Origin of the sequence: Salibacterium halotolerans, assembly GCF_900115625.1 — a bacterium.
Classification (GTDB): Bacteria; Bacillota; Bacilli; order Bacillales; family Marinococcaceae; genus Salibacterium; species Salibacterium halotolerans.
The window spans coordinates 38,889-52,371 of sequence record NZ_FOXD01000008.1 but is presented as its reverse complement, the minus strand read 5'-3'; the positions used below and the strand labels follow the sequence as shown (position 1 = coordinate 52,371).

Annotated in this window: 17 protein-coding genes; 5 read left to right on the top strand and 12 right to left on the bottom strand. The window is 49.7% G+C overall.

The window, feature by feature from the left end:
- Positions 1–200: 200 nt before the first annotated feature.
- Genes BM124_RS08385 through BM124_RS18905 form a run of 4 tightly spaced genes read left to right on the top strand, consistent with a single transcriptional unit; the run spans position 201 to position 1,357 of the window.
- Complete coding sequence (locus BM124_RS08385; protein ID WP_093336755.1) at positions 201–677, top strand: DUF2975 domain-containing protein; 477 nt, start codon at positions 201–203, stop codon at positions 675–677.
- 9 nt (positions 678–686) lie between these two features.
- The gene (locus BM124_RS08380; RefSeq protein ID WP_093336754.1) at positions 687–908 is read left to right on the top strand and encodes a helix-turn-helix domain-containing protein; all 222 of its coding nucleotides are present in this window, start codon (positions 687–689) and stop codon (positions 906–908) included.
- A 30-nt stretch (positions 909–938) separates the two neighbouring features.
- Positions 939–1,169 carry a hypothetical protein gene (locus BM124_RS08375; RefSeq protein WP_093336752.1) on the top strand — a complete coding sequence of 77 codons (231 nt, stop codon included), beginning with the start codon at positions 939–941 and terminating at the stop codon, positions 1,167–1,169.
- Between the two features lie 17 nt (positions 1,170–1,186).
- Positions 1,187–1,357 (top strand): hypothetical protein, encoded by a 171-nt coding sequence (locus BM124_RS18905; RefSeq protein ID WP_170841051.1) that lies wholly within the window; start codon positions 1,187–1,189, stop codon positions 1,355–1,357.
- A 249-nt stretch (positions 1,358–1,606) separates the two neighbouring features.
- Here the strand turns inward: BM124_RS18905 and BM124_RS08370 are convergent, their stop codons facing one another.
- The 3 genes from BM124_RS08370 to BM124_RS08360 are packed head-to-tail and all read right to left on the bottom strand — an operon-like array spanning position 1,607 to position 4,190.
- The gene (locus BM124_RS08370; RefSeq protein ID WP_244504282.1) at positions 1,607–3,166 is read right to left on the bottom strand and encodes a polyamine aminopropyltransferase; all 1,560 of its coding nucleotides are present in this window, start codon (positions 3,164–3,166) and stop codon (positions 1,607–1,609) included.
- A 48-nt stretch (positions 3,167–3,214) separates the two neighbouring features.
- Positions 3,215–3,607, bottom strand: a complete 393-nt coding sequence (locus tag BM124_RS08365) for a DUF350 domain-containing protein (protein ID WP_244504286.1) — start codon at positions 3,605–3,607, stop codon at positions 3,215–3,217.
- Positions 3,608–3,644: 37 nt separating this feature from the next.
- A complete protein-coding gene (locus BM124_RS08360; RefSeq protein ID WP_170841050.1) occupies positions 3,645–4,190 on the bottom strand; it encodes a DUF4247 domain-containing protein in 546 nt (181 codons plus the stop codon).
- A 248-nt stretch (positions 4,191–4,438) separates the two neighbouring features.
- On the opposite strand from BM124_RS08360, the gene BM124_RS08355 reads away from it, so the two are divergent.
- A complete protein-coding gene (locus BM124_RS08355) occupies positions 4,439–5,113 on the top strand; it encodes a PspA/IM30 family protein (RefSeq protein WP_093336747.1) in 675 nt (224 codons plus the stop codon).
- Positions 5,114–5,183: 70 nt separating this feature from the next.
- Here the strand turns inward: BM124_RS08355 and BM124_RS19505 are convergent, their stop codons facing one another.
- From BM124_RS19505 to BM124_RS08310, 9 genes are all read right to left on the bottom strand, one after another.
- Positions 5,184–5,306: a hypothetical protein gene (locus BM124_RS19505; RefSeq protein ID WP_280139722.1), complete on the bottom strand. Its 123-nt coding sequence runs from the start codon at positions 5,304–5,306 to the stop codon at positions 5,184–5,186.
- Entirely contained in the window at positions 5,287–5,871 is a 585-nt protein-coding gene (locus tag BM124_RS08350; protein WP_093336745.1) for a DUF421 domain-containing protein, read from the bottom strand. The genes BM124_RS19505 and BM124_RS08350 overlap by 20 nt, the downstream gene beginning before the upstream one ends.
- A 72-nt stretch (positions 5,872–5,943) precedes the next feature.
- Positions 5,944–6,159 (bottom strand): DUF6366 family protein, encoded by a 216-nt coding sequence (locus tag BM124_RS08345; RefSeq protein ID WP_093336743.1) that lies wholly within the window; start codon positions 6,157–6,159, stop codon positions 5,944–5,946.
- A 398-nt stretch (positions 6,160–6,557) separates the two neighbouring features.
- Positions 6,558–6,716 (bottom strand): hypothetical protein, encoded by a 159-nt coding sequence (locus BM124_RS18900; RefSeq protein ID WP_212634949.1) that lies wholly within the window; start codon positions 6,714–6,716, stop codon positions 6,558–6,560.
- A 401-nt stretch (positions 6,717–7,117) separates the two neighbouring features.
- Positions 7,118–7,969, bottom strand: coding sequence for a carbohydrate ABC transporter permease (locus BM124_RS08330; protein WP_093336739.1), 852 nt, complete (start codon positions 7,967–7,969; stop codon positions 7,118–7,120).
- Positions 7,970–7,987: 18 nt separating this feature from the next.
- Positions 7,988–8,872, bottom strand: a complete 885-nt coding sequence (locus tag BM124_RS08325; RefSeq protein ID WP_093336738.1) for a carbohydrate ABC transporter permease — start codon at positions 8,870–8,872, stop codon at positions 7,988–7,990.
- A 25-nt stretch (positions 8,873–8,897) separates the two neighbouring features.
- Positions 8,898–10,172 (bottom strand): extracellular solute-binding protein, encoded by a 1,275-nt coding sequence (locus BM124_RS08320; protein WP_093336736.1) that lies wholly within the window; start codon positions 10,170–10,172, stop codon positions 8,898–8,900.
- Positions 10,173–10,376: 204 nt separating this feature from the next.
- Positions 10,377–11,858 (bottom strand): alpha-N-arabinofuranosidase, encoded by a 1,482-nt coding sequence (locus tag BM124_RS08315; RefSeq protein WP_093336734.1) that lies wholly within the window; start codon positions 11,856–11,858, stop codon positions 10,377–10,379.
- Between the two features lie 271 nt (positions 11,859–12,129).
- A complete protein-coding gene (locus BM124_RS08310) occupies positions 12,130–13,464 on the bottom strand; it encodes a glycoside hydrolase family 140 protein (protein WP_093336732.1) in 1,335 nt (444 codons plus the stop codon).
- Positions 13,465–13,483 lie beyond the last annotated feature (19 nt).

The following is a 13,483-nucleotide window of genomic DNA, read 5'->3' as shown; positions in this document are numbered from 1 at the left end:
CTAACCCACCGGAATAAAATCGTAGTATCCACGGGCAAAGCTTCCATGGATACTAACAGCAGCAGTCAGCAGTTTAGTGTCCAAACAAAGCACTGCCCCTTCCCCCTGAATAAAATCTAAGAAAAACAATAAAAATTTATTGCAAAACAATAAATACTGTATTATTATACCAGTATCGAGACATAAGTGAGGTGCTTTGGATGGGTCGGGGAACGACACTCTTTTTAAGAACAGCTGTTTTTCTTCTCGGGTTGACGGTACTTGTTTTGTGCATATTCTGGCTGCCATGGATGGCAGATACAACGGCAGAAGGGTTTCCAGCGTTTGCTTATCTGAAATATCCCGTCTTAATCGGGGTGTATGCCACCGTCATTCCATTTTATTTTGCTCTATATCAGGCGTTGAATCTGTTAAACTACATCGGCCGCAGCCAGGCTTTCTCGGAGTTGTCTGTAGAGGCTTTGAAATGGATAAAATATTGTGCAGTTACCATCAGTCTGCTGTACGCCGCCGGCAGCATCTACCTTTTTTCACAAAACGCTCTGCATCCGGGAATAGCACTGATCGGTTTTGCTGTTATTTTTACTTCTATTGTCATTGCGGTGTTCACGGCGGTTCTTCAGAAATTATTAAAAAGTGCGTTGGATATCAAATGGGAGAATGATTTAACAGTCTGAGGTGAGAGTATGGCGGTGATCGTCCATATTGATGTAATGCTGGCAAAACGAAAAATGAGTGTGACCGAACTATCCGAAAGCGTTGGAATCACAATGGCTAACCTCTCCATTTTGAAAAATGGAAAGGCAAAAGCGATACGATTATCCACGCTGGATGCCATTTGTAAGGCTTTGGACTGCCAGCCCGGAGATATTCTTGAATACCGGGAGGACCATGACACGGATGAATAAGCTGTATGGGAAAGGATGTAGGAGAAGCGCATGAAAGGATGGCTGATTTTATCCATTTTTACGCTGTTCGCTGCTGTTTTGACGGCCTGTCAGGATAAGCCCGCAGGACCGGAGGAAAATACGATGATGCTGCGTTTCAAAAATAATGCTGATTTTACGTTTCACTCCATAAGAATCAGTACCAGGGATATCTCAGGTGGAACACAAAACGCCGATGGCTCCCCTATCGAAAAAGGCAAATACTGCGTAAAGAATATATAGATCAGACAGATTTCAATTTGGAGGGCCAAACAGCATTCCACATTGCATTACTAAACAAAGACCAACACCGCATTCCATTGAAAACCAGAGTGCTGGAATTGGAAGAGAACAAGGAATACTCCTTTGAAATTACCGGAGACTCTGAGAGCGGCGCTGCTTTGAAAAGAATAGGAAAAGCTGATGGGTAATAAGCGTACTACTCTCCTTCCACACCACTCAGGTCTATGTCTTCATGGACACTACTCGATGCACTTAAGCAATTAGTGTCCCTTCCCTGCCGGTCCGTGGACACTAAGGGGCTGGATAATGCAGGTAATGTCCCCCGGCAAAAATACGTGGACACTAACAGCAGCAGTCAGCAGTTTAGTGTCCAAACCCTCCAAAGCACTGCCCCTTCCCCTCCTCCACTCCAACTACCCCACAAAAAAGCACGGAGATCAGTAGTATCTCCATGCGTCGTTGTACAGCTTCGTCAAAATAGGCTGGTTGATGGTGTTTTCCTGGTAGCTGAACCCTTCAATTTCCGCGTTTTCATCTTTGCCGAACGTGAACAATCCAGGGAGCATTCCTTCCTGCAGATATTCGGTGTGCGCCGCGCCGGGTATCGACACATCAGCGGGGTCAAACGGCTGTTTGGCTGCCATCGTGAATCCCCAATTGCCGAACGACGGCACATTGATGTGCAGGTTGTCGACGAAGAAACCGGCGCCTTCGATCGTTTCGGAAATGGTCCAGTATGCTTTTCTTGAGAAAACGGGACTCGTCGACTGCACGACCGCGACGCCGTGCGGGGCGAGCCGTTCATACATCAAGCCATACATTTCCCTCGTGTAGAGCTTGTTCAGCTCGAGCGTATTCGGGTCGGGGAGGTCTGACAAAATATAGTCATAGGTTGTGTTGTCTTCTTTTAAGTAATTAAAAGCATCGCCGTGCACAATCGAGACGCGTTCATCTTCGAGCGAATGCTCATTGATATCGGTCAAGTGGTGGTTGTTGCGCGCGAGCTCGGTCACTTTCGGATCGAGATCCACAAGCTTGATGGACTCCACGGCATCATAAGTCAAAAGCTCCCGTACCGCGAGCCCGTCGCCTCCTCCGAGAATAAGCACATCCAGCCCGCCGTTTTCCTGTCTTTTCTGCTGAAGTAGCCCCATCCCTGGATGGACAAGGGTTTCATGGTACCGGTGTTCATCGGATTCCGCGAACTGCAGGTTGCCGTTCAGGTACAGGCGGAAATCCCCGGGCGCCTGCGTACCGATGATCCGCTGGTAGCGCGTTTCTTCATTGATGACGACCGGACTCTGATACAACTGCTGCTCCAGCACCTGTGCGTAGCTGTTGCCGAACACAAATCCGAAGCCAAGCAGTACGAGAAGCACCCCTCCGATGACCTGGGCGCGCCTTGGCTTATGAATCTCTTTTTTAAACGCGAATGTCAGCCAGAACGCGACCGCGACATTAATAATACCGACAAAAAATGCTGTCTGGATAAAACCAAGCCACGGGCTTAAGAGCAGCGCAAAACCGAGCGTCCCAATAAGTGATCCGGCGTAATCGCTGAACAGCGTACGGGCCGCGCTTTTTTTCAATTCATCCCCGCGTCTTTCCGCTTCCCGCATCAAAATCGGAAGTTCCATGCCGGTCAGACAGCCGAGGAAAAAGATAAACAGACAGAAAAACACGGACGCTGTATCACTGCCGACGGTGGAGAACATCATATAGATGAACAAGGTGGACGACGCGCCGACCGGGCCGATCATGTATTCAATTCCGATGATACGGTTCACAAGGTGCCGCCGCAGATATTCCGACAGCATCGAGCCCACTCCCATCCCGGAAAGGCTTCCTCCAACCGCAATGGCGTAAGAAAGAATCGAACTTCCCATTAAATAGGAACCGGCCGCCCCAAGCATCATTTGATAGATAATACCGCACACCGACACGACAAAGGATGAAATATACAAAAGATTGGTTGGTTTTTTCCACTGCTGCAGCAAGGTCTGATCCCTCTTTTCCCAAAAGAAAAGGACGCCTGCGCGCCCCTTTTAAATAATCGCAATCGCTACGGCATGGGCAATCACTACAGAAATCGCAAGCGACATGATCCCTACCGCTTTATTGTCTTTGGCAAGCTCATCATCCACTTTAAAAGACGGTGTCAAAAACTCAAACAGGAAGTACCCGGCAATCAAAAGGACAAATCCGATGAGCCCCCAGGCCAGCGCTTCTCCGAGATTATAGGCGTTCTCCGCGGAAATTTTCATGATGTAGCCGAGCGCGTAGATCTTACCGGCAAGCGACAGTGCCACCGACACGTTGCCGGCCTTGATTTCTTCCCGGTCCTTGAATTTGGTCACCTTTTCAAATAGAAAGGCTGCGATAAAAATGACAGCCATTACAACAACAAACCATAATATAGATTCCCAAAATACCGACATAGCCACCTGTATTCCTCCTTATCTTATGTAATCCTGATTATTTGCCGAAGCCGAAACCTCCGCCGCGGGTTCCTGAGGACGTCACAGATCCTGACCGGTTGGATCCCCGTGTGGATGGATCGCGGTGATAGTTTCCATTTGTGCCGACGTACCCTTCATACTGCTTGTCGCGGGTCCGGGCCCCCATGTTGTACAGATCCGACATGATCCGGAACATGGCATACGTTTCGAGCATAGACGGGCTGTAGTTGTTTTCCACAAATTCCTGTTCGGACACTTCCACAAGCGAATCTCCGGGATTCTCCGGGTCCTGCATCACCTGGATAGTACGGTCGTCATACACGAGAAACATCCGTTCTTCATCTTCAGCCGACACTTCCACTGGTTCGCTGTCTTCCTGAATGGTCGCGGCCGCTTGAGGTACCGATGTGTTTCCTGCCGTGTAGACATGTGATTCATTTCCCGCCTCATCTTCCATCACGTTTTCGAGCTCATAATGCTGAGACACAACTCCTCCCCCGGATAAGCAGCCCGTAAGCAGAAACACCAGCGCAGTCAAAACGATGAATACCTTTTTTCGCAACGTCTTACCTCCTTTCATCCGCAGGATGACGTCGATCATACATCACTGTACGGCTGCGGGACAGTGAACGTTTCACTTCCATTTTTATTCATGAGAACGTCTCTTATTTTACGGGACTTTCCATGAATTGAAAAGGATATAGGTATATTTTGCTCCACAGGATTTTGTTTTAAAAAAGAAGGAAAGTCGAGTATAATGGAAGAAGAAAACGATTGTGCAATGAATTTCAAGTATGCAGGAGGGATCCCATGAGTATTTTCAAACGGCTGAAAGACGTCACCCTATCCAATATGAACGCTCTGCTGGACCGGGCGGAAGATCCGGAAAAGCTCCTCGATCAATATTTACTCGACATGGAAAAAGATATGAAAGATGCCGAGACCAATGTCGCTCAGCAGATCAGCATTGAAAAGAAATTCAAGAAGCAGCTTGATGACGCGGTCGAAATGCGGGACAAACGCCGGCAGCAGGCGGAGAAAGCACTGGAAAAAGAAGACGAAGATCTGGCGCGGCGGGCGCTTGAGGATAAGAATAAACATCAGGAAAAGGTCGATGAGCTCACCCCTACGCACGAGAATGCCAAGCAGTCCAGCCGCGAGCTCCGCGATCAGCTGGATGACATGAAGAATGAATATGAAAAAATGAAGGCGAAAAAAGAAACGCTGAAAGCGCGGGCCAGCTCCGCCAAAGCCCAGCAGCAAATCAACGAGTCGATGTCCGGCTTCGGTTCGGATAATGCCTCCGCCGGGTTTGACCGCATGTCGGAAAAAGTGGATGAACTCGAAGCCCGCGCCGAAACGAGCAAGGAAATGCGTGACTCCGGCAACTCTCTCGATGATGAGCTCGACGCCCTCGACAAAAACGACGTCGATGATGAACTCGCCCAGATGAAAGCGAAAATGAAAGAAAAGAATAACGGGTAAATGAAAGGAGGCGGTCCGCATCGACCGCCTCTTTTTTCTGTTCAAGTATGGCTGCGCTTGTTCGCAGGTCTTAGCCGATAAAATCCTGTCTTCCGCTGATACCGGCCTGGATGCCGCCGATATCCCCGCGCCAGCCGCTGATATGTCCAAACGTTACATCGCCGTTCCCGCTGTCACCGCAGATTTTCTGCATTGGGCAGCTGATGGCGGTCCTTTTTTACTTCCTCGAACACATCTGGTTCCCCACCGGATTCACGCGGCATCACGATGCGTCCGGCCATCATTTCTTTGAACTGCCCCACCGTCAAAGGCTTGGCGTCATCGATCAGCTCATATCCAAGCTGGCCGTTCGGCTCAAGTGTCGCTGTCTTCACATCAGCAATCTTTGCTATCCCCTGCTGGCGCAGCCGCATCTCGAGCGAATCCACCGTAAAGCGCATCTTCGACAAAGTCTCGTACTGCGGCACTCCGTTTTCGATGATCACTTTCGCTTTGCCGGTTACGAATCGTTCGACGCGGTTGAACTTCAACTGCAGGTATTCAATGAACACGAGCATCAGTACAAACACAAGTGTGGCCACGGTCGTATTCCATAAGCTGTCCTCAATAATCGGCTGGATAATAATTGAGCCTATGGAAATCATCACGACGGTTTGCGCAAGCGACATTTGCGAAATCGACTTCCGCCCCGCTATCCGAAGAATAAGAATACCGGCTGCTACAAGGAGTACTGATTCCCAGATGACATCAACATTCATGCTTTTTGTATCCTTTCTGTGTTTTTGCTTAGTATGGGATAGGACACTTTGTTTTATGTGGGGCGCCGCGTTTCATCCGCGGATGAACAGGGCGTACACCACGTATGCCGCAAACAGCCCTACAATCAGAATCAGAAATCCTTTCCACCCGAGACCGCGGATCAAATCGGACGGATCCCCCGCCTCGGCGCGGTGATATCCGTCTCTTGCATTTCCCGCCGCATGATGACGCCGCTCCTGCTCCTTCATCTTCTCCTGCTTTTGATCCGGACGCTTTTCCTCTGCCATGGATCGTCCCTCCTTTTTCTTCCTCCCATTCTACCGCAGCTCCCAACCACTATCCAGCACCGGTCTGGAAAATAATGATGTAATGTTTCCTCACAAATATGTAGATGGAGCGCATATTATATGCGACACTAAACACAATCACAGACGAGGAGGGAACAACGTGAACAGATACAGAAATCCCGGCATGCTGGCGATGATGAAACTGACATATGTTGTACTCTTCCGGTAAAACGGCGCGGTAACTAAGAAAGAATCACTCTTACATCGATGATACCCGGACGCTTTCTATGCAGAAATCGTCCGGGCTTTTTTTGTGCCGCGGGACTCTGCTGCGGCTTTTGAGCATGTAAACGCGTCTGTTCGGCATGTAAATAACCGGATTCGGCATGTAACGAACCTTATTCGGCCGGTACCATGCGGCTTGGACTGTATTTCCTGTTCTTTGGCATGTAAATGGCAGACTTCCGCATGTAAACAGACACATTCCGCTTGTAAGCACCAGCCTGCTCCTCCCCGCCTTCCCTCTCACCAGGCAGCACGTGCACCATAACACACATCAAAGACGCGTAGAACAACGCTCTCCTTTTCTGTTGGAAATGAATGACTTTTCACACATATCGGATGACCATCAAAATCGAAGAAAAAAGGAGGAATAAAGAGATAAAACGCTTTTTCACACGCTTTCATAGGAAATGTTGTCGTTTTCATGGAATTTTCACGACGTTGTCTGTTTGCACCTCCGGGAGTATGATGCAGATAGAACTTAAGCGATAGGGGGAACGCAAAATGAAGCGCGTATTTAAAAGTGTCCTCAATTCCATTTATGAATCTCAGGAACGCAAAGCCAAAAAAATGCTTGAACACCGTATGTTCATCGACTAATGCAGCAGATCGATTACCAGGTGCAATATAGATATTCGTGAAGACGTCCGAAAGCATCACGCTTTCGGACGTTTTTTTACCCTTTTATGCCGGTGAAACTGACCCCTTTGACAATCTGTTTTTCAAAAATGAGAAAGGCGATGATAACCGGCAGCGACGCGATGGCGTTCACGGTCATCGGCAGCATGTAAGTTGTCGAGTACGTGGAGTTAAACGATGGAATGCCTATGGGAAGCGTATACAATTCTTCCGACACAATAGCGAGAAAGGGCCATAGAAAGTTATTCCACGATCCGATGAACGTAAAGATCGCAATAGCGCCCAAGGCCGGTTTGGCAAGCGGCAGTACAATATTCCAGTACAGGCGCCAGTGCGAGCACCCATCGATCTTCGCGCTTTCCATCAACTCATCCGGCACGCCGTCAAAGAAACTTTTGAGAATAATTACCCCGATGGGAGAGGCGGTCATCGGCAGAATAAGCGCCGTGTAGGAATCAAGCAGATTCATGCTTTTCACTATTTCAAACAACGGAATAATCGTTGCCTCGCCCGGCACCATCATCCCGGCCAGAAAAAACAGAAAGATGGAGCGTCGGAAGCGGAATTTAATTTTTGAAATCGCAAAAGCGGCAAGGGACGTTACAATCAATGTAATGATCGTCGTGGCAAAGCCGACAAACGCGCTGTTAAACAGCCAGAGCAGCACGTCGCTTTCGGCCATGACGGAGGCGTAGTTGGACAAGGTATACGGCGGCAGAAACCAGTTGAGCGGATCGGTGATCGACATGTCTTCCGGTTTCACGGATACGAAAATCATCCAGATGATGGGAAATAAAAAGACACCAGACAGCACAATGCCGATTAGAATTTTGATACGAAGATACGGATCCCGATTCCGTTGCAGCAGTGTATTCCCGGATTGACTCATTTTGTTACCCCTCCCTTTTTAAATCATACGGCCCTGTCCGCCGCTGCGGATTTGAATGACCGAAAAGATCAGCAGAATAAAGAACAGCACGTAAGACATAGCGGCCGCGTAACCCAGATCGTATTGTTCAAAGCCCATTTCATAAATATACTGGATCAATGGACGCGTCGACTTTCCCGGACCGCCGTCAGTAATCAAAAGAATTTGCGCGAACACTTTGAAGGAAGCAAGCACCTGCAGCAGGAATATAACCCGGGAAATCGGGATCAACTGCGGCAGCGTTATATTTTTGAACATTTGCCAGCGCGTTGCCCCATCGATTTCAGCTGCTTCATAAAACATATCCGGTATGTTCTGCAGCGAGGTCAAAAACAGGATAAAATTAAAGCCGACCGTCCACCACAAGGTGACCCCGACAATGCTCAGCCACGCCAGCGCCGGATTGGCCAACCAATAGACCTGCCCTTCGTACCCAAACGTATTCAGCATGTTATTTACGATACCGCTGTACGGCTGCAGCATAAAGATAGCGATATAGGAAATAACCGACACCGATAGAATACTTGGAATGAAGTAGGATCCCCTCAGAAACGTCCGGAGTTTCGGACCGGCATTGATATTGGCCAAGAGCGCCAGTACCAGAGCCAGAATAATCATGCCCGGGGTGGAGAGAATCACAAACAATGTCGTATTCCAAAGCGACTGCCAGAAACCCGGATCGGTAAACAATGCCGTATACTGCGAAAACCCGGCAAACGCCCCCTGTTCAATCAACGACCAGTCGTAGAAACTCATTTGCAGACCTTTGAATATTGGGAATATTGTAAAAACAACGTAAATAAGAAAAAAGGGAAGTAAGAACATGCCGGCCAGTAAATCATTTCGCCACATTTGGTTTTTCATTCGTTTCGTCCCTCCTGTTCTGTGCTTATTTCACCAGCTCATCAAGTTCCTGTTCCATGCTGCGGATGCCTTCTTCCGGCGTCACCCGTCCGGCCCAGATTTCATCGAGGTTTCTCATCATAACGTCAATCGACATGTTGGAATAAATCGTGCCCGACGGCTGCTCCACATCTTCCACCACGTCCGCATAATCAGAACGGTACGGCATTTCCTGAAATGCTTCGGAGGCGACTGCTTCATCATTGGCCGGAATATGCCCCGCCTTTGCCCACTGTGCCTGATTTTCATGAAGGTAATTCATGAATGCCGCGGCGCCGGCTGTTTTTTCATCCGTTGTGCTTTTTTGTTCCGGAATGAAAAGCGTATGGGAGTCGCCGTAGGTCGCCGGTTCCTCAAACAACGTCGGAATCGGCTGCGCGATAAACTCAAACGATTCGTCTGTTTCCCATATTCCCGTTCCCCAGACGCCGGTCATCAAGCTTAACGCCCGGTCGGTCTGAAACTGTTCGTAAGGATCCGTGATATTCTTTGGAATGATGCCCTCTTCATGAAACAGGCTTTTCATATATTCCGCCGCTTCCACCGCCGTCTCTGTGTCGAGCGTTACGGTTGGTTCCTGCAGATCATCCGAGTAGATATCGGTGCCGCCCATCTGGTAGTAAAACGCCCACCAGGATGTGAAGGCATCATAACCGACCGAGGGCACCGCGAGCGGAATCGTGTCCGGCAGCGCCTCCTGTGCGCGCTTGTAAAAATCGATAAACCCTTCAGGTGTTTCTTTCATGTCCACCTCTCCGGATTCGGTCAGCAGTCCCGCTTCATCAAGAACGGTTTTATTAAAAAACATGACGGTCGGATGGGTGTCGATCGGATAAGAATGGACGTTGCCGTCTTTCATCGTGAGTCTGTTTAGAATGTTCTCATTTACTTCCGTCAAATTAAGGCCTGCAGCTTCTGCCGGGCCGTCAATCGGTTTCGTCAATCCAAGGTTGTAAAATTCCGGGATGATCGAGGCGTGGGCAACCGCTAAATCAGGACCGCGGTTTGCCGCTACACTTGTCACCACTTTCGTGTAATGATCATCGGCGGCCGATAGTGCCGGCATGACCACTTCATACTTCTTCTGGCTTTCATTAAAACCGTCGATAAGCGACTGCATATACGCCTGGTCCCCTCCACTGAATAAGGACCACATCTCCACTTCCACCGGACCTGTTTCCGTACTGGAACCTGCGTCTTGAGACTGACATCCTGCGGCCGTAAACAGCAGTACCATACCAGCAAAAACGGTTTTTTTCATTTTTTCTCCCCTTCCTTACATTAAAGCGCTTACAAAAATCTTGTTCGTACATACCACTGAAAAATCGAACCTTACTCTATACTTATACGTATAAGTTACAATCATTATAAGCAAGGACTAAGGAAATGGCAACACTATTTTTACATTTTTGGTAAATAAAAAAATTCCCCTGCCGCATGGGCAGAGGAAGATGACAGTATTCTGTCAGGAAAGAGCGAGAACAACGACGGACATGGGAGGAAGCCGCAGCTCAGCGGTGCGTCCGTCTGTTTTGAAATCGTGAAACGCCTCCGGCCGGACGTGTTCCGGGTCGTCAAAGGTGTTATGGGCATCTTTATGATCCGCGCTCAGGATTGTGCCTTTCCATGACAAACCGTCCGTCAGTCCGCGCGTATCAAGGGTTATATGGGCCGCTTCTTCGGCGTCCAGATTACAGAGGCTGATGTGCACCCTGCCGTCATCCCGTCTCGAGGCGGACCCGTGAATCTGTGGGTACATACGCGCTGCACCGTCCTGTCCGGCATCGATATGAAGCGGCAGCAGCGCCGCATCCTGGTGCACCTGGTACATATGAAACACGTGGTACGTCGGCGTCAGAAACATGTTGTCCTTATCGGTGTGCACCATCGCCTGCAGCACATTCACCATCTGCGCGATGTTGGCCATGTGTACGCGCGAGGCATGCTGGTTAAAAATGTTCAGTGTGACACCGGCAGCAACCGCATCCCGGATCGTATTCTGCTGGTACAAAAATCCCGGTGTCGTGCCTGGTTCAGGGTCAAACCACGTTCCCCATTCATCGACAATCAGCCCGACTTTCTCTTCGGGGTCCCAGCTATCCATGATCGCGCGGTGCCGCGAAATCAGCGTATCCATGTGCAGCGCGTGCTGCATCGTGAGATCCCATTCCGTCTTGTCAAAATCAAGAGCCGACCCTTTTCCTTCCCAGAAATCACCCGGAATCGTGTAATAATGAAGGCTGAGTCCGTCCATAAACGGCGCCGCTTCGCGCATGAGCACCTCCGTCCAGCGGTAGTCATCCACATTGGCGCCTCCTGCGATTTTATACAGCTTGTTATCACCGTATTCGCGGACGTACGTCTGGTATTGCCGGTACAAATCGGCATAAAACTCGGGCCGCATATGGCCGCCGCAGCCCCAGTTTTCATTGCCGACGCCGAAGTACGTGACATGCCACGGATCACGACGTCCGTTTTCACGGCGCAGGTCCGTCATCGGAGACTTTCCGTCAAACGTCATGTACTCCATCCACTCCGACATTTCCTGTACGGAACCGCTTCCAACATTGCCGCATATGTACGGCTCGGTCCCAAGCATCTCACACAACAGGAGAAATTCGTGCGTGCCGAAGTGGTTGTTTTCCACCACACCGCCCCAGTGCGTGTTCACCATCCGCTTCCGCTCTTCCCGCGGTCCGATACCGTCTTTCCAGTGGTATTCATCGGCAAAACAGCCGCCGGGCCAGCGAAGAACGGGGATGTTCAGGGCACGGAGCGCTTCCAGTACATCCGTGCGGATGCCGTTTGTATTTGGAACCTCTGACTCTTCGCCAACCCATAGTCCCTCATAAATCCCGCGCCCCAGATGTTCGGAGAACTGCCCGTAAATATGGCGGCTGATAACCGCTTTCTGTTGGTCCGCGTTCACTGTCACGTTATATTTCATACCTCCGCCTCCCATATAGTTGGTAACTTATACGTACAAGTGTCTTATTATTGTAAGGTGGAGGGGAAAATCTGTCAACTGCACATAGCCGGCAGTGTATTCTAGACACTTTCTGCCTCCATCTTTCCTCTATCCCTTTTTACGAGACACTTTTTCCGCTGTCTCTCCATATTCTGTCTCACTCGAAAATATAATGGACAGTTTGCCGCGTGAAGCGGCGAAAATGTCCACTATCCGGTGGTACGCATAAATATGTGCCGTACCGCAGACATCAGAATACTTTCGTTAAAAGAAGGAGCCAGTCGGTAAAATCCGTATCTTTGGGCGGCGGGGTGAATGACGCCGCTTCTTGAAGATACACGCCGCCGGCATAACTCCTGCTGCCATTCACCGGATCGATCCAATACGCGTCGTACACGCTGTTATCATAATCCGGCAGGACAATGGAGAAACTCCGGCCGCTGTAATTGTACAGCACGATGTGGGTATCCGTCCCGAAAGCGGTGATCTTATTCTCTTTTTCCCCACCGGTTTCTTCCGGGGTGAGAATGTATGGCATCGGCTTTCCGTTTATAAAATCAATCTCTTCCATCAGCTCTTTCATATACTGCATCTGGCTGCCGCCGCTGGCGTGAAGGGCTTCCTGCCACGTCTGGGCCACACTGAATTCAGCTTTGTAGCCGGTACCGTAAAACTGGAATAATGCGTTATGACCGTACGTATGACCCATGGCGCCTGAAAGGACGGACCAGTAGGCGTATCTCCGTACATGACGGGCCTGCCAGCAGGGATTCGATGGATTGTGAAGCCCCTGCGGAATCTGTTCATAGGATGGTTCCGCGTCGACAACCGGCCGCGCCGGGTCTCTGTCACGGTCCTGAAGCACATACCGCCAGTTATCTTCCCCGAACCACGGCTCAGATGAAGCCGCGTCGTCCCAGGAGGTCAGCGTATGCTGGTCATACCGCCGGTGGCCGGACTGAAACATGTGAAAATCCAGCCAGGAGCGGTCTGTAAACCAGTACGATGAAGAAGTCCTGCCGAACGGATGATAGCTGATCAACGTATCAGGCATCGCCGATTTCAACGCTGTCCCCATTACACCCCACAACCCGGTATGCCTGTCTCCCCGGATGTCACCGCCGAGTACCCAGATAATGTTTTTCCTGTCTTTAAAATGATCGATCAGAAAATCGGCATAGGCAGCCACATTATTCTCATGAAGATGCCCGTCCTTTACGACTTTTCCCCAGCACGGAAGAAGGGCGGCATACATGCCGAAGAATTCCATCATATCGACGATTCGTTTCACATAATCCCAGTACGTTCTATTATCTTCCTGAATCGTTTCGCTGATATCTTGGTTTTCCACCCGCTGCTGACTTGTTTTGTCTCCGTCATGGCCGAAGTTGACAAGGACGCATTGAATGACGTTAAATCCCTTTTCCCGGCGGTTTTTCAGATACATATAGGCTTCTTCCTCATTCAGACGCTGAAACAGATCCCAGGCCGTATCTGCCAGCCAGAAAAAAGGTACGGCGCCGTTCACCAGATTTCCTTCGTCTGCGCTGACTTTCAGAGTGCCGCTGTCCCATGGTTTTTTCATAGTACCTCCATCCCTTCCT

Bases quoted from the DNA above. Each gene is read 5' to 3' on its own strand.
- BM124_RS08385 (WP_093336755.1), top strand. From the start codon at position 201: ATGGGTCGGGGAACGACACTCTTTTTAAGAACAGCTGTTTTTCTTCTC.
- BM124_RS08380 (WP_093336754.1), top strand. From the start codon at position 687: ATGGCGGTGATCGTCCATATTGATGTAATGCTGGCAAAACGAAAAATG.
- BM124_RS08375 (WP_093336752.1), top strand. From the start codon at position 939: ATGAAAGGATGGCTGATTTTATCCATTTTTACGCTGTTCGCTGCTGTT.
- BM124_RS08365 (WP_244504286.1), bottom strand. From the start codon at position 3,607: ATGTCGGTATTTTGGGAATCTATATTATGGTTTGTTGTTGTAATGGCT.
- BM124_RS08355 (WP_093336747.1), top strand. From the start codon at position 4,439: ATGAGTATTTTCAAACGGCTGAAAGACGTCACCCTATCCAATATGAAC.
- BM124_RS19505 (WP_280139722.1), bottom strand. From the start codon at position 5,306: ATGCAGAAAATCTGCGGTGACAGCGGGAACGGCGATGTAACGTTTGGA.
- BM124_RS08350 (WP_093336745.1), bottom strand. From the start codon at position 5,871: ATGAATGTTGATGTCATCTGGGAATCAGTACTCCTTGTAGCAGCCGGT.
- BM124_RS08345 (WP_093336743.1), bottom strand. From the start codon at position 6,159: ATGGCAGAGGAAAAGCGTCCGGATCAAAAGCAGGAGAAGATGAAGGAG.
- BM124_RS18900 (WP_212634949.1), bottom strand. From the start codon at position 6,716: ATGTGTGTTATGGTGCACGTGCTGCCTGGTGAGAGGGAAGGCGGGGAG.
- BM124_RS08330 (WP_093336739.1), bottom strand. From the start codon at position 7,969: ATGAGTCAATCCGGGAATACACTGCTGCAACGGAATCGGGATCCGTAT.
- BM124_RS08325 (WP_093336738.1), bottom strand. From the start codon at position 8,872: ATGAAAAACCAAATGTGGCGAAATGATTTACTGGCCGGCATGTTCTTA.
- BM124_RS08320 (WP_093336736.1), bottom strand. From the start codon at position 10,172: ATGAAAAAAACCGTTTTTGCTGGTATGGTACTGCTGTTTACGGCCGCA.
- BM124_RS08315 (WP_093336734.1), bottom strand. From the start codon at position 11,858: ATGAAATATAACGTGACAGTGAACGCGGACCAACAGAAAGCGGTTATC.
- BM124_RS08310 (WP_093336732.1), bottom strand. From the start codon at position 13,464: ATGAAAAAACCATGGGACAGCGGCACTCTGAAAGTCAGCGCAGACGAA.